15 protein-coding genes and 1 pseudogene are annotated in these 18402 nt (G+C 65.2%); 6 read left to right on the plus strand and 10 right to left on the minus strand.

What is annotated here, in order from left to right; translation table 11 throughout:
* Positions 1 to 17 precede the first annotated feature (17 nt).
* The 5 genes from DFS21_RS06690 to DFS21_RS06710 form a co-directional block, all read right to left on the minus strand.
* Entirely contained in the window at positions 18 to 2450 is a 2433-nt protein-coding gene (locus DFS21_RS06690) for a TonB-dependent siderophore receptor (protein ID WP_111532012.1), read from the minus strand.
* 146 nt (positions 2451 to 2596) lie between these two features.
* Positions 2597 to 3541, minus strand: a complete 945-nt coding sequence (locus tag DFS21_RS06695) for a FecR domain-containing protein (RefSeq protein ID WP_110697417.1) — start codon at positions 3539 to 3541, stop codon at positions 2597 to 2599.
* On the minus strand, positions 3538 to 4056 hold the full coding sequence (locus DFS21_RS06700) for an RNA polymerase sigma factor (protein WP_110697419.1): 519 nt from the start codon (positions 4054 to 4056) through the stop codon (positions 3538 to 3540). Before DFS21_RS06700 ends, DFS21_RS06695 begins: the two co-directional genes overlap by 4 nt.
* 122 nt (positions 4057 to 4178) lie before the next feature.
* Positions 4179 to 4889: a PolC-type DNA polymerase III gene (locus DFS21_RS06705; RefSeq protein WP_110697421.1), complete on the minus strand. Its 711-nt coding sequence runs from the start codon at positions 4887 to 4889 to the stop codon at positions 4179 to 4181.
* A complete protein-coding gene (locus DFS21_RS06710; RefSeq protein WP_110697423.1) occupies positions 4886 to 6823 on the minus strand; it encodes a putative nucleotidyltransferase substrate binding domain-containing protein in 1938 nt (645 codons plus the stop codon). The genes DFS21_RS06705 and DFS21_RS06710 overlap by 4 nt, the downstream gene beginning before the upstream one ends.
* 205 nt (positions 6824 to 7028) lie before the next feature.
* Here DFS21_RS06710 and DFS21_RS06715 point away from each other — a divergent pair.
* Positions 7029 to 7485 (plus strand): annotated as a pseudogene (locus tag DFS21_RS06715) (response regulator).
* 67 nt (positions 7486 to 7552) lie between these two features.
* Here DFS21_RS06715 and DFS21_RS06720 read toward each other — a convergent pair.
* Positions 7553 to 9730, minus strand: a complete 2178-nt coding sequence (locus tag DFS21_RS06720; RefSeq protein ID WP_111532013.1) for a malate synthase G — start codon at positions 9728 to 9730, stop codon at positions 7553 to 7555.
* Between the two features lie 461 nt (positions 9731 to 10191).
* On the opposite strand from DFS21_RS06720, the gene DFS21_RS06725 reads away from it, so the two are divergent.
* Positions 10192 to 10710: a glycine cleavage system protein R gene (locus tag DFS21_RS06725; protein ID WP_046857418.1), complete on the plus strand. Its 519-nt coding sequence runs from the start codon at positions 10192 to 10194 to the stop codon at positions 10708 to 10710.
* A 261-nt stretch (positions 10711 to 10971) separates the two neighbouring features.
* Here DFS21_RS06725 and rarD read toward each other — a convergent pair whose 3' ends face one another.
* The 4 genes from rarD to DFS21_RS06745 all read right to left on the minus strand — a co-directional run bounded on the left by rarD (position 10972) and on the right by DFS21_RS06745 (position 14536).
* Complete coding sequence (gene rarD / locus DFS21_RS06730) at positions 10972 to 11859, minus strand: EamA family transporter RarD (protein WP_046857417.1); 888 nt, start codon at positions 11857 to 11859, stop codon at positions 10972 to 10974.
* Between the two features lie 64 nt (positions 11860 to 11923).
* On the minus strand, positions 11924 to 12898 hold the full coding sequence (locus tag DFS21_RS06735; protein ID WP_110697429.1) for a serine/threonine protein kinase: 975 nt from the start codon (positions 12896 to 12898) through the stop codon (positions 11924 to 11926).
* A gap of 78 nt (positions 12899 to 12976) precedes the next feature.
* Positions 12977 to 13741, minus strand: a complete 765-nt coding sequence (locus DFS21_RS06740) for a TOBE domain-containing protein (protein ID WP_110697431.1) — start codon at positions 13739 to 13741, stop codon at positions 12977 to 12979.
* A gap of 57 nt (positions 13742 to 13798) precedes the next feature.
* Positions 13799 to 14536 carry a ComF family protein gene (locus tag DFS21_RS06745; protein WP_111532014.1) on the minus strand — a complete coding sequence of 246 codons (738 nt, stop codon included), beginning with the start codon at positions 14534 to 14536 and terminating at the stop codon, positions 13799 to 13801.
* A gap of 90 nt (positions 14537 to 14626) precedes the next feature.
* Here DFS21_RS06745 and bioB point away from each other — a divergent pair, with 90 nt between their 5' ends.
* From bioB to bioC, 4 genes are read left to right on the plus strand one after another with little or no spacing between them, the layout of a single operon-like run.
* The gene (gene bioB, locus DFS21_RS06750) at positions 14627 to 15685 is read left to right on the plus strand and encodes a biotin synthase BioB (RefSeq protein WP_110697436.1); all 1059 of its coding nucleotides are present in this window, start codon (positions 14627 to 14629) and stop codon (positions 15683 to 15685) included.
* Between the two features lie 2 nt (positions 15686 to 15687).
* Entirely contained in the window at positions 15688 to 16860 is a 1173-nt protein-coding gene (gene bioF / locus DFS21_RS06755) for an 8-amino-7-oxononanoate synthase (protein ID WP_111532015.1), read from the plus strand.
* Positions 16853 to 17584 (plus strand): alpha/beta fold hydrolase, encoded by a 732-nt coding sequence (locus DFS21_RS06760; protein WP_110697440.1) that lies wholly within the window; start codon positions 16853 to 16855, stop codon positions 17582 to 17584. Before bioF ends, DFS21_RS06760 begins: the two co-directional genes overlap by 8 nt.
* Positions 17577 to 18401, plus strand: coding sequence for a malonyl-ACP O-methyltransferase BioC (gene bioC / locus DFS21_RS06765; RefSeq protein WP_110697442.1), 825 nt, complete (start codon positions 17577 to 17579; stop codon positions 18399 to 18401). The genes DFS21_RS06760 and bioC overlap by 8 nt, the downstream gene beginning before the upstream one ends.
* Position 18402: the final 1 nt, after the last annotated feature.

Consider the following 18402-nt stretch of genomic DNA (forward strand, 5'->3'; position numbering starts at 1 on the left):
GCGATGGCTCCGGTCACTCAGAACTTGTAGGTGGCGCTGGCGACGACACTGCGCTGGTCGCCGTAGTAGCAGTAGTAGCCGTCGCAGGTCGAGAGGTAGTCCTTGTTCAGCAGGTTGCTGGCGTTGACTGCCACCGAGGCGCCCTTGAGGCTGCTGTCCAGGCGGCCGAGGTCGTAGTGCACCGCGGCGTCGAACACAGTGTAGGCCTTGCTCTTGCCGAGCCAGGTGTTGGCTTCGTCACCGTAGCGGTTGCCGGTGTAGCGTGCGCCAAGGCCAATGCCGAAGCCGTCAAGCACACCGGTATGCCAGGTGTAGTCGGCCCACAAGGAGGCCTGCTGGTTGGGCATCTGTTGCAGGCGGTTGCCTTTGTACTGCCCCTTCTGGACTTCGGACTTGGCCAGGGTATAGGCGGCGATCACTTTCAGGTTGTCGGTGACGTCGGAGACGGCTTCCAGTTCCAGGCCGTGGACCTTGACCTCACCGGTCTGGCTGGAGACCGGCACCCCACCCACGTTGTTGGTGACGGTCACGTTCTTCTGGGTGAGGTCATACACGGCCGCAGACAACAAGGTGTTGGAGCCAGGTGGCTGATACTTGATCCCCAGCTCCCATTGCTGGCCTTCGGTTGGTTTGAACGACTTCTCGACGTCCGCGCTCGAGCCGGTGCTTGGCTGGAAAGACTCGGCGTAGGACAGGTAGGGAACAAAACCTGAATCGAACACATAGCTCAGTGCCGCGTTGCCGCTGAACTGCTTGTCGCGCTGGGTGTTGGTGGCATTGCCCTTGTTGAGGAACGTGGTGCCGGTATGCACCCAGTCTTCACGCCCGCCCAGGGTCAGACGCCATTTGTCGAGCGCCATCTGGTCCTGGATGTAGAGCCCGGTCTGCACGGTTTTCTGGTTGTAATCAAGATAGGCCGAGGCGCGGTCCGGGCGGGTGATCGGCAAACCGTACACCGGGTTGTTGACGTTGGTGGGCGGTACGTTGAAGCCATAGATGGAGAGGAAGTCGGACTTGGTGCGCTGGTGGTCCAGGCCGATCAGCACGGTATGGCTGATATCGCCTGTGGTGAAGTCGGCCTGGAAGTTATTGTCGAGCGCGAACTGGCTGATGTCCTCATCGACGTTGGTGGACATGCGGCTGGCATTGCCCTCGTTGTCCACCGGGCCGCCGGGTTGGTAGTAGCTACCAACGGTGATCGTCTGGAACGACAACTCGCTCTTGGTGTAGCGCAGGTTCTGGCGGAACTGCCAGACATCGTTGAAACGATGCTCGAAGGCATAGCCCAGCGCGTAGTAGGTGCGGTCGTAGTATTCGTAATCCGGGTCACCCAGGTTCTTGTGGCGGGATACCTTGCCGAACGGCATGTCGATCTTGGTGCCTTGGATCGGGTAGAACTGGCTGGTGGCGCCGGTATCGTCGCGGGTGAACTGGCTGAGGAAGGTCAGCGAGGTGTCGTCGTCGATGTTCCAGGTCAGGCTTGGGGCGATGTTGTAGCGCTTGTTGTCGATATGGTCGATCTGCGTGCCGCTGTCGCGCACCACGCCGCTGACGCCATAGAGGAACTGGCCCTGCTCATCGAGCTTGCCGGTGCTGGCGAAGTTGATCTGGCGGTGGTTGTCGCTACCGTACTGCAGCTGGATCTCGTGGCTGCTCTCGGCCTGGGGGCGGCGGCTGACCATGTCCAGCAGGCCGCCGGGCGGGGTCTGGCCGTACACCGACGAGGCCGGGCCACGCAGCAGTGCAAGGCGGTCGAGGTTCCAGGTTTCGGCTTTCGGGTTGGCATAGACGCCGCGAGGCAGGGGCAGGCCGTCGAGGAACTGGGTCGGCTCGAAGCCGCGCACGCGCATCCAGTCATAGCGGGTGTCGCTGCCGAAACTGGCGGAGACGATGCCGGGCATGTACTTCACTGCATCATCCAGGCTCTGCACGCCGCGGTCGCTCATCTGCTGGCGGGTGGCGACGGAAATGGAGCGTGGGACTTCGACCAGCGCGGTGTCGGTCTTGGTGCCGGCGGCGGTGCGCTTGGCGGTATAGCCCTCCACCGCGCCCCAGGCGCTTTCAAAGCTGCTGTTGGCGTCGATGTTGGTCTCCGGCAGTGCCAGCGTGCCCTCGCTCGCCGTTACCAGGCTATAGCTGCCGGCGCTGCTCTGCTGCAGTTGCAAGCCCGTACCACGTAGCGCGGCTTGCAGAGCGCCGACGGCGTCGAACTGACCGCTGACCGGCGCCGAATTGCGCCCACTGACCAGCGCCGGATCCAGCGCCAGGGCGATACCGGCCTGGCTGGCGATCTGGTTTAAAGTGCTGGCCAGCGGTGCGCTGGGCAGGTTGTAGGCACGCATGGCGGACTGTTCGGCGGCGAACAGGGCGGTGCTGGCCAACGGGGTGGCCAGGCCGATGGCCAGGGCCATCAGGCTGGGGCGAAGCAAAGCATCAACGGCACGGGACATTCAGCGGCTCCTCGACGAAATAGTGCTGACTGCTTCCTTGCCGAGCGAAAGTGGGAAAGTGACAGGGGGGTGTGAAAAAATACGACTGATTTGCAAAACCCTTTGGGAGGCGGCGAGCCGGCTCCCAAAGGGGGGGCTGGCTGGGGCTATTTGGCGGTAACGGTGACCCACCACGGCGTATGCCGTTCGATCTTCACCGGCAGCACCGGTTGCAGCGAGGCCAGGGCCAGGTCGGTGTCGGTCAGCGGGAAACTGCCGCTCACGCGCAGCTCGGCCACTGTGTCGCTGACGCCTAGATGGCCGCTGCGGTACTGGCCGAGGGTGGCCACCAGGTCGGCCAGGCGCACGTTGTCCACCACCAGCATGCCGCGGGTCCAGGCGTCGCTGCCGACCGCCACGGGGCTGACACTGCCCAGGCCATCGGCGCTCATCAGCACTTGCTGGCCTTCGCGCAGCACCTGCTCGTCGCCGCTGTGCTGGGGTTTGGCGGCTACCGATGCCTGCAGCACCTCCAGGCGTGTGCCGGCCTCCTCGCGCTTGACCAGGAAGCGGGTACCCAGCGGACGCAGGCGGCCCTCCTCGGTGCGCACCAGCAATGGGCGGCTGTCCTTGTGGCCGGTTTCCACCGAGATCTCGCCCTGGTGCAGGACGATCAGTCGCTGCTCACCTTGGAAGTCGATGTCCACCGCGGTCTGGCTGTTGAGGCTGAGCAGGGTGCCGTCTTCCAGGCGCAGGGTGCGCAGCTCGCCGGTACTGGTTCGTTGGTCGGCCAGCCAGTAGGTGGGCGACAGTGACGGTGCGCCGGCCCAGGCCAGCAGGCTGCCGAGCAGCAGCATGCCGGCCAGGCCGCCCAGGCGCTGGCGCAACCCGGCCCGGGATTGCAGCAGGGTGTGGCGTACCGGCCCGGCGGCAGCGTTGACGCGCTGGTCGAGTATGCCCAGTTGCAGCCAGGCGCGGGCGTGCTCCTCGTGGGCGGCGTGCCAGCGCGTGAACTCGCTGCGTTCGTCAGGGGTACCGCTACCTTCGTCGAGGCACAGCTTCCAGGCGATGGCCGCTTCCAGCACCTTGCTGGAAACCGGGGCATGCTTCATGTCGGCTCCCCGTAAAGGGCGACATAACACTGGCGCAGACCTTGGGCGATGTACTGGCGCACGCGCGAGATCGACACCCCGAGGCGCTCGGCGATCTCGGCGTGCCCCAGGCCGTCCAGGCGGTTGTACAGGAAGGCTGCCCGGGCCTTGCTCGAGAGCTTGCCCAGCAAGCGGTCGATGGCCTTGAGGTCTTCGAGGATCAGGTGTTGCTGTTCCGGTGACGGGTGCTCGGCTTCGGGCAGCAGCGCCAGTTCCGCGAGGTAGGCCTGCTCGAGGGCGGCGCGGCGGAAGTGGTCGAACAACAGGCCCTTGGCCACGGCGACCAGAAAGGCGCGGGGTTCGCGGGGGGTGTCCAAACGCTCGCGGCCGAGCAGGCGCACGAAGGTGTCCTGGCTCAGGTCCTCGGCACGCTGGCGGCAGGCGGTGCTGCGCTGCAGCCAGGCCAGCAGCCAGGTACGATGGTCGCGGTACAGCGCGCCGACCAGTTCGGCATGTGGACTGTGCGCAGACGTCAAGAAGCGTTCCCCGGGAAAGAATGCGTTAACTAACGATAATTATTCGCGATTGTGGCAGAGGCAGGGGGAGGGCGCAATTGACGCTTATCGGATTGCCAGCATGTCAGGGGGCGCGATAAAAATCAGAGGCCGTGGTGCTGCGCCTTGCGTCGTCGCCACTGGCGCACCCGCTGTTCCAGCTGCAGCGGGCTGTCCAGTTGCTGGCGGCGCGCTTGGCTGAAGAGGATCAACGCAAGTTCCGCGGTCACCTGGGCATCGGCGCTGGCATGGTGGCGGGCCTGGACTTCGAGGCCGAAACGGGCGATCCAGTCGTCCAGCCCGGCCTCGCGCAGCACGGTGTCGGGGTTGAGCATCGGCGCCAGCTCTGCCACGTCGAGAAACGGATGCTGCAGGCGCAGGCCCAGGCTGTCCTTCAACGCCCGGGCCAGCATGCGCTGGTCGAAAGGGGCATGGAACGCCAGTACCGGACTGTCGCCGATGAACGTCATCAGGTCGAGCAGTGCTTCGGCCGGTTCGCAGCCGGCGGCCAGGGCACTGGGGCCCAGGCCGTGGATCAGCACGCTGGCGTTGGTTTTCTGTTCGGGGCGACGCAGGGTCCGCTCGAATGGCCGACCGAGGTCGATGGCACCGTCCTCGATGGCCACCGCGCCGATCGACAGCACCTGGTCGCGATTGAGATTCAGGCCGCTGGTCTCCAGGTCCAGCACCACCCAGCGCTGTTCGCGCAGGGAGCACACGCCCAGGGGCGCAGGGCCGGGCAGCGCGGCCAGGCGCCGCTGCAGCGCCGCATCGAGTTCGGGGGCTGTGGGGCGCAACCAGGCGAACAGGTTCACAACTGGTACCGCAGGGCCAGGCTGCTCTGCAGGCGCTGGGCCTGGCGCAGGGACTCGCGCAGGATGCGCCGGTCCAGGTGGTTGAGGCTGTCGGGGTCGAGCCGGTTGGAGTAAGGCATGTTCTCGCGGCTCTGGCGTTGGTGCTGCTGCATGCGGGTCTGCTGGATGAAGTGGTAGGCCTCTTCATAGGCGGCGCCGTCGAGCGAGTCGATGATGCCCTTGGCGATCAGCTGGCGCAGCCGCTCCAGGGTATTGCACGCCGTGATGCCGTGGGCCAGGGCCAGCAGCCTGGCGCCATCGACGAACGGGGTCAGGCCCTGCACCTTGAGGTCGAGGGTGGCGGCCTTGTCGTCACCCTGGCGGGTCAGCACGAACTCGCGCAGGCGCCCGACCGGCGGACGCTGGCGCAGGGCGTTGTCGGCCAGCATGCGCTGGAAAATTCGGTTGTCCGCGACTTGCTCCAGCAGGCCCTGGCGCAGTTGCTCGCAGCCCTGCTCGTCGCCCCAGACCACGCGCAAGTCGAAGTAGATGCTTGAGCCCAACAGGTTCTCGGGGCTGGCTTCGCGCACGAAGCCAGCGAAGCGCCGCGCCCATTCGCCACGCGATAGGCACAGCTCGGGGTTGCCGGCCATCACGTTGCCTTTGCACAGGGTGAAGCCGCACTGGGCCAGGTTGTGGTTGATCTGCTGGGCCAACGGCAGCAAGCGTGCGCGGATCGCCTCGGCTTCGGCGCCGTCACGGGCCTCGAAAAGAATGCCGTTGTCCTGGTCGGTGTACAGGGTCTGCTCGCGGCGGCCCTCGCTGCCGAAGCACAACCAACTGAACGGCACGCCCGGGTCGCCGCGCTCGGCGATGGCCAGTTCGATCACCCGGCACACGGTGTGGTCGTTGAGCAGGGTGATGATCTGGGTGATCTGCGTCGAAGAGGCGCCGTGGGCGAGCATGCGTTCGACCAGTTGGCCGATTTCGCCGCGCAGTGCCACCAGGCTGTCCAGCCGCGGTGCATGGCGGATGGTGCGGGCCAGGTGCACCAGGTCGACGCGCTGCAGGGAGAACAGGTCGCGCTCGGAAATCACCCCGCACAGGCGCTGGTTGTCCACCAGGCAGACATGGGCAATGTGGCGTTCGGTCATCGCCATGGCAGCGTCGAACGCACTGGCCTGGGGGCTCAGGTAGAACGGTTTGGCGGTCATGTAGCGCTCGATGGGCGCGGTCAGTTCGGCGCTGGCGTCGGCCACCACCTGGCGCAGGTCGCGCAGGGTGAAGATGCCGATGGGGTGGCGCTGCTCATCGATGATCACGATGCTGCCGACCTGTTGCTCGTGCATTTGCCGCACGGCTTCGCGCAGGGGCGTGTCTGGCGTGCACACAACCGGGTGGCGCAGCGCCAGTTCGCCCAGCGGTGTGTTGAGCGAGTACTGGGTACCCAGGGTCTCCACGGCGCGCTGGCGCACTTGCTGGTTGACCTGGTCGAGCAGGCTGCTGACGCCGCGCAAGGCGAAGTCGCGGAACACCTCGGACATGGAAAACACACGGATGAACGCGGCCTTGTCCAGTTGCAGGCAGAAGGTGTCTTCGCCGGCCAGGTGCTCGGTGCGGGTGGCCCGCTCGCCGAGCAAAGCCGCCAGCGGGAAGCATTCACCGCTGGTGATCTCGAAGGTGGTCTCGGTGCCTGGCTTGGTGACATGGTGACGTTCGCCAACCACGCGCCCCTGCTTGACGATATAGAAGTGCTCGACCGGGCCCTCGGCCGGCGTGATGATGCTTTCGCCGCCCGCGTAGAAGCGCAGCTGGCACTGTTCCACCAGGTAGGCCAGGTGGCTGTGTTCCATCTGGTTGAACGGCGGGAAACGCTGCAGGAACTGCAGGGTGCCCTGGATGTTTTGCAGTACCGCTGTCCTGCCGGCCTGGGTATAGGCGTCCTTTTTGCTCATGAAGCTGACCGTATCGCTACGCCGAACTATATATATCTATCTATAGGGGTCGGCTTTGTTGTTCTCGGCCCCCATGGTCGGCTGGCCGTACTGTGGTGCCCATTGGACGTAAGTCTAGAGCGAGGCTGTCAAGGACCCGACGAAAGGCGAACCGGGCTATGTAAATTTCGCGGTCCTAAGCTGTGAACGAGATTTTTTTGACGAGATGGGCCATGGCCGAGCATGACGACATACTGAGTGACGCCGAGCGCGAGGCACTGGCCGGGGTGAGTGCGCCTGTCGCGGCTCGTCCCGTAGTGCTGGTGGTGGACGACAACCCGGTGAACAGCGAGGCGCTGAGCCTGTACCTGAAGAGTCGAGGCATCGCCTGCATGACGGCTGACGGCGCGCAGGAAGCGATGTTGAAGCTGCATTACGAACCGCGGATCGCGCTGATGATCACCGACCTGCGCATGGAGCCCGAGGATGGCCTGGAGCTGATTCGCCAGGTTCGCGAGTCCGAGCGGGCGGCGCTGTCGATCATCGTGGTGTCGGGCGACACTGATGTGAAGGAGGCGGTGGACGTGATGCACCTTGGGGTGGTGGACTTTTTGCTCAAGCCGGTGGACCTGGGCAAGTTGCTGGAGCTGGTGCGTCGCGAACTGAGGATGGATCAGGGCTGAAAACGATCGCGGGGCAAGTCGCATCGATGCTCCGATGCGACTTGCCCCGCGATGTGTTACAGGCGGCTTACAGCCCGTTGCGCGCCTTGAACTCGCGACGACGACGGTGCAGGACCGGCTCGGTGTAGCCGTTCGGTTGCTTGGCACCCTCCACCACCAGCTCGATCGCCGCCTGGAACGCGATGTTGTCATCGAAGTTCGGCGCCATCGGGCGGTACAGGGCGTCACCGGCGTTCTGCTTGTCCACCACCGCGGCCATGCGCTTGAGGCTTTCCAGCACCTGCTCCTGGGTGACCACGCCATGGCGCAGCCAGTTGGCCAGCAGTTGGGCGGAAATCCGCAGGGTGGCGCGGTCTTCCATCAGGCCAACATCGTTGATGTCCGGTACCTTCGAACAGCCCACGCCCTGGTCGATCCAGCGCACCACGTAGCCGAGGATGCCCTGGGCGTTGTTGTCCAGCTCGTTGCGGATTTCCTCGGCCGACCAGTTGGTGTTGGCCGCCAGCGGGATGGTCAGGATATCGTCGACCGAAGCCGGGGTGCGCGAGGCCAGTTCGCGTTGACGGGCCTGCACGTCGACCTTGTGGTAGTGCAGGGCGTGCAGGGTGGCGGCGGTCGGCGACGGTACCCAGGCGGTGTTGGCGCCGGCCAGCGGGTGGGCGATCTTTTGCTCGAGCATGGCGGCCATCAGGTCGGGCATGGCCCACATGCCCTTGCCGATCTGCGCGCGACCCTGCAGGCCGGTGGCCAGGCCGACGTCGACGTTGTTGTTCTCGTAGGCGCCGATCCACTTCTCGTTCTTCATGGCGCCCTTGCGCACCACGGCGCCGGCCTCCATGGAGGTGTGGATCTCGTCACCGGTGCGGTCGAGGAAGCCGGTGTTGATGAACACCACGCGCTCGGCCGCAGCCTTGATGCAGGCCTTGAGGTTGACCGTGGTGCGGCGCTCCTCGTCCATGATGCCGACCTTGACGGTATTGCGCTGCATGCCCAGCAGGTCTTCGACGCGGCTGAAGATCTCGGCGGCGAATGCCACCTCTTCAGGGCCATGCATCTTCGGCTTGACGATGTAGACGCTGCCGGTACGGGTGTTCTTGCGGCTGGTGTTGCCGTTGAGGTTGTGCAGGGCGATCAGGTTGGTGAACAGGCCGTCCTGGATACCTTCGGGGATTTCGTTGCCCTGGGCGTCGAGGATCGCCGGGTTGGTCATCAGGTGCCCGACGTTGCGCACGAATAGCAGCGAGCGGCCGTGCAGGGTCACGCTGCCGCCATTGGGCGCCGCGTACTCGCGGTCCGGGTTCATCGTGCGGGTGAAGGTCTTGCCGCCCTTGCTCACGCTTTCGGCCAGGTCGCCTTTCATCAGGCCCAGCCAGTTGCGGTAGACGATGACCTTGTCGTCGGCATCGACGGCGGCGACCGAGTCTTCGCAGTCCATGATGGTGGTCAGAGCCGATTCCATCAGGATGTCTTTCACGCCGGCGGCGTCGGTGCTGCCGACCGGGGTGCTGGCGTCGACCTGGATCTCGAAGTGCAGGCCGTTGTGCTTGAGCAGTACGGCGGTCGGTGCGGCGGCATCGCCGTGGAAACCGATCAGCTGGGCATCGTCACGCAGGCCGCTGTTGCTGCCGCCCTTGAGGGCGACCACCAGCTTGCCGCCGTCGATGCGGTAGGCGGTGGAGTCGACATGGGAGCCTGCGGCCAACGGCGCGGCCTGGTCGAGGAAGGCACGGCCGAAGGCGATGACCTTGTCGCCACGGGCCTTGTTGTAGCCCTGACCTTTTTCAGCGCCGCCTTCATCGCTGATGACATCGGTGCCGTACAGCGCGTCATACAGCGAGCCCCAGCGGGCATTGGCGGCGTTCAGGGCGAAACGGGCGTTCATCACCGGCACCACCAACTGCGGGCCGGCCATGACCGCGATCTCGTCATCGACGTTCTGGGTGGTGGCCTGGAAGTCCTCGACTTGTGGCAGCAGGTAGCCGATCTCCTGGAGGAATGCCTTGTAGGCGACGGCGTCATGGGCCTGGTCTTTGCGGGCCTGGTGCCAGGCGTCGATCCTGGCTTGCAGCTCGTCGCGCTTGGCGAGCAGGGCTTTGTTCTTGGGAGCGAGGTCTTTAATGATCTCTGCCGCCCCGGCCCAGAACTTGTCGGCTTCGATGCCGGTTCCAGGAATCGCTTCGTCGTTGACGAAGTCGTACAGGGCCTTGGCGACCTGAAGGCCACCGACTTGAACGTATCCAGTCATTGCTTGCCTCACCTCTGCTCAGCTATTTCGCTTTCGCTCTTCTGTATTAAGCCTGTAGCGCTTCTCTAAACACGGCACCAGTGCATGCCCGCGTAATCCGGGGCGGCTGGGTGCGGCTCGCCAGACGGGCCGGCGGGCGGTTGGCGTATTTTCACAGGCGCCTTGGCAGACATCGAAACGACGTTTTTGTAGTCCGCGCCGATGCATACTACATGAAGCAGCAGGCAGGTAAACATCAGACTAAAAGCGTCGCTCTGCGACCGATTGGTCGCATAGGGTCACGCTGGGAGAGGACATGTTCGCAAAAAACAGGTGGATTGTTCCAGATAAATCTTGAAACAGTACACGATTAGTTAGCCTGGCTGTCCTGCGGCAGGTTGCCGCGCCTTGCCTATACTGATTCGATCCCCGTATCGCCCCCATCTGCGGCGGCGCTTGCAGACGAATGAAGGAGTGGCCCCGTGGACCATCTTGTACTGACCGTGATCGCCCCTGACAAGGCCGGGCAGGTAGAACGTATCGCCCAGTGCATCGCCGATCACAATGGCAACTGGCTGGAAAGCCGCATGTCACGCATGGCCGGCCAGTTCGCCGGGATCTTGCGGGTGGCGGTACCGGCGGAGAACTACGCCGAACTGGTCGAGTCGTTGCAGAAACTGGGCGACCACGGCATTCGAGTGTTGATCGCCGAAAGCGGCATCGAGCCGTCCTGCACCTGGAAACCGATCGCGATGGAACTGGTGGGCAACGACAGGCCCGGCATCGTTCGCGACATTACCCGCCTGCTGGCAGAGCTTGGGGTGAATGTGGAGCGTCTGAGCACTGAGGTGCGCCCGGCGCCGATGAGCAGCGAGCCATTGTTCCAGGCCGATGCACTGCTGGCGCTGCCCTTGACCTTGTCTCTGGATGATTTGCAGGCAAGGTTGGAGAGCCTGGCGGATGATCTGATGGTGGAGTTGCGGCTGCGGCCGGAGGATTGATTGCGGGCAATCGCGGGGCAAGTCGCAACGGCGAACCGCCGCTCCCACGGTTATCCCGATTTAACGGGGACGCCCCTGTGGATAACCTGGGGGCGTACTGCTACAGCCCAATAACCACGCCGGTTAGCCAGTATTGAGCAAAAAACACCCAGTAATTAGTTGCTTGTGCACAAACCACGGGGACGAGGGTGTGGATAACCTCTGGAGACCTTGCTGCAGGCCACGAAGTCCGTGGCCTGCAGATGTTTGATCATTAATTGATCAGGCGCGCTTGCGCAAACTCAGCCAGGCATCGACGCTGTACACCGCCAGCCCCGCCCAGATGCACGCGAACGCCAGCAGGTTGCTGGAGGTCAGGTGCTCATCGAACAGCCACACCGCCTGCAGCAGCACCAGGGTCGGCGCCAGGTACTGCAGGAAGCCCAGGGTGGTATACGGCAGGTGGCGCGCGGCGGCGTTGAAGCACACCAGGGGTATCAGGGTGACCGGGCCGGCGGCGATCAGCCACAGTGCCTCGCTGCTGTTGAAAAACGCCAGGCTGGCGCTGTTGGCCGTTGGGTGCAGCAGCAGCCAACCGATCGCCAGTGGTACCAGCATCCAGGTTTCGACCACCAGGCCGGGCAGCGCCGCGACCGGCGCCTGCTTGCGGATGAGCCCGTAGAAGCCGAAGGACAGTGCCAGCGCCAACGATACCCAGGGCAGGCTGCCGACCTGCCAGACCTGTTGCGCCACGCCCAGGGCCGCCAGGCCCACTGCCAGCCATTGCAGGCGGCGCAGGCGCTCACCGAGCAGCAACATGCCCAGTAGTACGTTGATCAGCGGGTTGATGTAGTAGCCCAGGCTGGCCTCGAGCATTCGCCCGTTGTTCACCGCCCATACATAGGTCAGCCAGTTGCCGGCGATCAGCGTGCCGCTCAGGGCCAGGATGGCCAGGCGCCTGGGGTTGTCGCGCAGTTCGCGCCACCAGCCGGGGTGCTTCCATACCAGCAGCAGGAGCGAGCCGAACAGCGCCGACCAAAGCACCCGATGGACGATGATCTCCACCGCCGGGACGCTCTGGATGGCTTTGAAGTACAGGGGGAACAGGCCCCAGATGATGTAGGCGCCGAGGCCCAGAATATACCCGCGACGCGGGTTTGCGGCGTGCATGCAGAATCCTTGCTTAGGTAGCTAAATAAAGCGACGCCTATTGTAGACAGAGCGCGACGTGCACCTAGAACAATTTCAGCGGTTGTTCATCGAGGGCGGCCATCTGCTCACGTAGCGCCAGGATCTGGTCCCCCCAGTAGCGTGGTTGGCCGAACCACGGGAAGCTGCGGGGGAACGCCGGGTCATCCCAGCGCCGCGCCAGCCAGGCGCTGTAGTGCAACTGGCGCAGGGCGCGCAGTGGCTCGATCAGGGCCAGTTCACGCGGGTCGAAGTCGTGGAATTCGTTGTAGCCGTCGATCAGCTCGGCCAGCTGGCCGAGGCGCTCTTCGCGGCTGCCGGCAAGCATCATCCACAGGTCCTGCACCGCGGGGCCCATGCGGCAGTCGTCGAGGTCGACCACATGGTAGACGTCGTCGCGGTGCATCAGGTTGCCGGGGTGCAGGTCGCCGTGCAGGCGGATTCGTTGGTGCGGGGTGCGGGCGTAGATATCCTCGACCCGCTTGAGTAGGTCGCGGGCCACGGATTCGAAGGCCGGCAGCAGCTCGCGAGGAACGAAGCCACCGTCCAGCAGGGTGTTGAGCGAGGCATGGCCAAAGTTGTCCACAGCCAGCTGCTCACGGTGTTCGAATGGCCGGATGGCCGCCACGGCATGCAAGCGCCCGAGCAACTGTCCCAGGCGGTACAACTGGTCGAGGTTGCCCGGCTCCGGGGCATGGCCACCACGGCGCGGGAACAGGGTAAAGCGAAACCCCCGGTGCTCGAACAGGGAGCGGCCCTCGTGCAGCAGCGGCGCCACCACGGGCACTTCGCACTCCGCCAGTTCGGCGGTGAAGGCATGTTCTTCGAGGATTGCCGCATCGCTCCAGCGCCCAGGGCGGTAGAACTTGGCGATCAGCGGTTGTTCTCCCTCGATGCCCACCTGATAGACACGGTTTTCGTAGCTGTTGAGCGCCAGCACCCGCGCATCGCTGAGAAAGCCAAGGCTTTCCACGGCGTCCAGCACGAGGTCGGGGGTGAGGGTGTCGAAGGGGTGGGACATGAAAGGCTCCAGGCGCGGGGACGGCGTGGCTGCATGTTACCCCAATCACAAGGCAGGCCCCGCCCTTGTCGTAGCCGGTTAGACCGGCACGCCCAGCAAAACGAACGACGGATGGAACTGCACCCGCATCATGCTCTGCGGCCCGACTTGATACTGCGCCAGCCAGTCAGCCTCGGCGAAAGCGCACAAAGTCTGCCCGTTACCCAGTGCCAGGCGCACCTCGACTGGACCGTCCTGCTCACCGACAAGCTCCTCGACCTTGGCCTTCAGGCAATTGCTGCCTTGCTCCGCCAGCTCGTCCGGCCCCAGCAACTGCACCCACCCCGCCTTCAGCAGCGCCACCACCGTGCCCCCCAGCGCCAGCTCCAGCCGCTCGGTACTGCCCCGGGTGATCAAGGCCTCGATCTCCAGACCGCCGCCCAGGTCCAGGCTGATACGGTCATGTCGGCCTTCGCGGCGCAGCCCGCTGATGCGTCCCTGCAACTGGTTGCGCGCACTGGTGCGTAGCATCAGCCGGCCAAGCAGGGCGAAGTCGCTGCTGTCCTCGGCGGACTCCAGGATCTCTGCCTGCAACGCCTGCAGGCGCTGGTACAGGCGCAGTACCCGTTCGCCTTCGGCGGACAGCCGGGCGCCACCACCGCCCCGGCCCCCGGTGCTGCGTTCGACCAGGGGGTGTGCCGCCAGGTTGTTGAGTTCGTCGATGGCATCCCAGGCGGCCTTGTAGCTGATCCCCGCGGCCTTGGCGGCGCGGGTGATGGACCCCTGCTCGGCGACATGTTGCAGCAGGGCGATGCGCTGTGGGCGGCGGGCGATGTGCTGGGTGAGCAAGGCGGGCAGGGACATGGGCGGGCATCAGGCGTGGTGTAGGTCCCGCGACGTTGCCGCCGTCACCGGGGCAAGTCAAGCCTGGCCCGGGCGCGGTGTGCGCGCCAGGCAGTAGATATCCACCCGCCGGGCACCGGCCTGGCGCAGCAATCGGGCGATGGTCTGTGCGGTCGCCCCGGTGGTCAGCACGTCGTCGACCAGCGCCAGATGCAGGCCGTCCAGTTCACTGCCCGGGGCGAGGGCGAAGGCCTGACGCAGGTTGCGTTGCCGGGCCTTGGCACCGAGCGCCTGTTGCGCCGGTGTATCGCGCACCCGCTGCAGCAAGTGCTCGTCGCAGGGCAGGCGCAACTGTCTGGCGAGCCAGCGGGCGAGCATCGCCGCCTGGTTGAAGCCGCGCTGGCGCAGTCGACGCCCGGCCAGGGGAACGGGCAACAAGCGATCTGGCCGTGGCAAGCCTTCGTGATAGTGGTGGCTCAGGTTCTGGCCGAGCAGTTGGGCGAGCAACCGTCCCAGGGGCCACTGGCTGTTGTGCTTGAAGCGGCTTATCAGGGTGTCGACGGGAAAGCCGTAATGCCAGGGCGCGATCACTCGTTTGAATGCCGGTGGGCGGCGGCTGCAACTGCCGCAGAGAAGGTCGTCCAGGGCCAGGGGCAGCGCGCAACGGCGGCATTGCTCCTGCAGCCAGGGCAGCGCCTGCTCGCAGGCGACGCACAGTGGGTAGGGCTGCCCCGCGAGCTCATCGCAAAGCAAACAGGATTGTTCGATATTTGTACAGATGTAAACCAGTGTGTTCTTGATTGGTTGACAGTTCATGGGGCCTTCCGTGACTATGCGAGCTATCCGTGATGCGCTGGTGGGTTTCCCTGTCCCGGCGTCAGTCAGACCATAGATAAGGAAACGCCGATGAGCGCCAGCGCAATTGCAACAACCCGTCACGACTGGTCCCTGGCCGAGGTCAAGGCACTGTTCCAGCAGCCGTTCAATGACCTGCTGTTCCAGGCCCAGACCGTTCACCGTGCACATTTCGACCCCAACCGCGTGCAGGTTTCCACGCTGCTGTCGATCAAGACCGGCGCCTGTCCGGAAGATTGCAAATATTGTCCGCAGTCCGGCCACTACAACACCGGGCTGGAAAAACAGAAGCTGATGGAAGTGCAGAAGGTGCTGGAGGAGGCCGCCCGGGCCAAGGCCATCGGCTCGACCCGCTTCTGCATGGGCGCGGCGTGGAAGCATCCCTCGGCCAAGGACATGCCCTACGTGCTGGAGATGGTCAAAGGGGTCAAGGCCATGGGCCTGGAAACCTGCATGACCCTCGGCAAGCTCGACCAGGAGCAGACCCAGGCCTTGGCCCAAGCCGGCCTGGACTACTACAACCACAACCTCGACACCTCGCCGGAGTTCTACGGCAGCATCATCACCACCCGCACCTACAGCGAACGCCTGCAGACCCTGGCCTACGTGCGTGACGCCGGCATGAAGATCTGCTCCGGGGGCATCCTTGGCATGGGCGAGTCGCTGGACGACCGCGCCGGCCTGTTGATCCAGCTGGCCAACCTCCCCGAGCACCCGGAGTCGGTGCCGATCAACATGCTGGTCAAGGTTGCTGGCACGCCGCTGGCCGACGAGGAAGACGTCGATCCGTTCGACTTCATCCGCATGCTCGCCGTGGCCCGGATCCTCATGCCCAAGTCCCACGTGCGCCTGTCGGCCGGCCGTGAGCAGATGAACGAGCAGATGCAGGCCCTGGCGTTCATGGCCGGGGCCAACTCGATCTTCTACGGCGAGAAGCTGCTGACCACGGCCAACCCGCAGGCCGACAAGGACATGCAGCTGTTCGCCCGCCTGGGTATCCAGCCGGAAGCCCGTGAAGAGCACGCCGACGAAGTGCACCAGGCCGCCATCGAACAGGCGCTGGTCGAGCAGCGCAGCAGCGAGCTGTTCTACGACGCAGCCTCGGCCTGAGCATGGCCTTCGATCTCGCCGCGCGCCTGGCCGAACGGCGTGCCGCGGACCTCTATCGGCAACGGCCGCTGCTGGAAAGCCCGCAAGTGCCGCAGGTGGTGGTCGATGGCCAGCCGCTGCTGGCCTTCTGCAGCAATGACTACCTGGGCCTGGCCAATCACCCCGAGGTGATCAAGGCCTGGCGCGATGGCGCCGAGCGCTGGGGTGTCGGCGGTGGCGCCTCGCACCTGGTGATCGGCCACAGCACGCCGCACCATGACGTTGAAGAAGCACTGGCCGAGTTGACCGGGCGCCCTCGCGCGTTGCTGTTTTCCACTGGCTACATGGCCAACCTCGGGGCCATCACCGCGCTGGTGGGGCAGGGCGACACAGTCTTGCAGGACCGCCTCAACCACGCTTCCCTGCTCGACGGCGGGCTGCTCAGTGGCGCCCGCTTCAGCCGCTATCTGCACAACGACCCGGCCAGCCTGGCCAGTCGCCTGGAGAAAGCCACCGGCAATACCCTGGTGGTCACCGATGGCGTGTTCAGCATGGATGGCGATTGCGCCGACCTGCCGGCCCTGGCCAAGGTCGCCTGCGGCCGTGGGGCATGGCTGATGGTCGACGATGCCCATGGCTTTGGTACCTTGGGCGCCAACGGCGGCGGCCTGGTCGAGCATTTCGGCCTGGGTGTCGACGACGTACCAGTGCTGATCGGCACGTTGGGCAAGGCCTGTGGCACCGCCGGCGCCTTCGTTGCCGGCAGCGAGGACCTGATCGAGGCACTGGTGCAGTTCGCCCGGCCCTACATCTACACCACCAGCCAGCCGCCGGCATTGGCGTGCGCCACGCTCAAGGCGCTGGAGCTGCTGAGCCGGGAGCGCTGGCGGCGCGAGCACCTGGCCGCGCTGATCCAGCAGTTCCGCACAGGCGCCGAGCAGATCGGCCTGACCCTGATGGAAAGCCACACCGCGATCCAGCCGATCCTTATCGGCGATGCGGGGCGGGCGCTGGCATTGTCCCGCTTGTTGCGTGAACGCGGTCTGCTGGTCACGGCGATTCGCCCACCCACCGTACCCGCTGGCAGCGCCCGTCTGCGGGTGACCCTGAGCGCCGCCCACAGTGAGGCGCAGGTGCAGCTATTGTTGAATGCATTGGCCGAGTGTTATCCACAGCTGGAGTCCGCCGATGCGTAACCGAATGATCCTTCTGCCCGGCTGGGGGCTGGGCACCGCCTCACTGGAGCCGCTGGCCGCCAGCCTGCGTGCCCAGGACCCGCGCCTGCAGGTCGAACTGATGCCGTTGCCGGACCTGGCCGACAGCGACCCGCTGGCCTGGGTCGACTACCTCGACCGCAAGCTGCCCAACGACGTGTGGCTTGGCGGCTGGTCGCTGGGTGGCATGCTCGCCAGCGCCCTGGCCCACAAGCGCGGCGATCATTGCTGCGGCTTGCTCACGCTGGCGAGCAATCCCAGCTTTGTCGCTCGGCCGGATTGGCCGCACGGGATGGCACCGGATACCTTCGGTACCTTCCTCGATGGCTGCCGCAGCCATACCCAGGTGACCCTCAAGCGCTTTCGCACCTTGTGCAGCGATGGCGCGCAGCAACCGCGCACCTTGCTGCGCCAACTGGGCGTCGGCGTGCCCGATACCGATCCGCTGTACCTGGCCACTGGGCTGGAGGTGCTGGACAGCCTTGATACACGCGCTGCCCTGGAGCAATACGGCGGCCCGCAGCTGCACCTGTTCGCCGGCAGTGATGCGCTGGTGCCGGTGGAGGCTGCCAAGGCCCTGAGCGACCTGTTGCCCGACGTGGAAGTCGGCCTGGTCGAAGACAGTTCCCACGCCTTCCTGCTGGAGTACCCGCAGGAGCTGGCGGCGGGCATCAAGAGTTTCCTGCATGAGAGTGGCGATGACTGATCTTTCCCAGCCCACCTTGCCCGGTGCCCTGCCGGACAAGCGCCAGGTGGCGGCTTCGTTTTCCCGCGCTGCGGCCAGCTATGACAGTGTCGCGGCCTTGCAGCGCGCAGTAGGCATGGCGCTGTTGGAGAAACTGCCCGCAGGTCTCGTCCCAGCGCGCTGGCTGGACATGGGCAGTGGCACCGGCCATTTCAGCCGGGTCCTGGCCGAGCGCTTCAGCGATGCCGACGGTGTGGCGGTGGACATTGCCGAGGGCATGTTGCGCCATGCCCGTGAGCAAGGCGGCGCCCGGCACCATGTGACGGGTGACGCCGAGCGTCTGCCGTTGCGCGATGGCAGTGTCGATCTGCTGTTCAGCAGCCTGGCGGTGCAGTGGTGCGGCCAGTTCGCCAGCGTGCTGGGTGAGGCGCGGCGGGTGCTGCGCCCAGGCGGGGTGCTGGCATTCAGCAGCTTGTGCGTGGGCACCCTTGATGAGTTGCGTGCCAGCTGGCAAGCCGTCGATGGCATGGTGCACGTCAATCGCTTCCGGCGTTTCGAGGATTACCAGCGTCTATGCGGGGAAAGCGGTCTGGAGCTGATCGGCCTGGAGCGACATCCCCATGTACTGCATTACCCCGACGTGCGCAGCCTGACCCACGAGCTCAAGGCACTGGGTGCGCACAACCTCAATCCGGGGCGCCCATCGGGGTTGACCGGACGTGCGCGGATGCAGGGCCTGTTGCAGGCCTATGAACAGTTCCGCCAGCCTCAGGGGCTGCCTGCCACCTATCAGGTGGTGTATGGCGTCTTGCGCAAACCGCTGGCCGGGGAGCAGTGAC

This window comes from Pseudomonas sp. 2848 (assembly GCF_003253945.1).
Lineage (GTDB): Bacteria > Pseudomonadota > Gammaproteobacteria > Pseudomonadales > Pseudomonadaceae > Aquipseudomonas.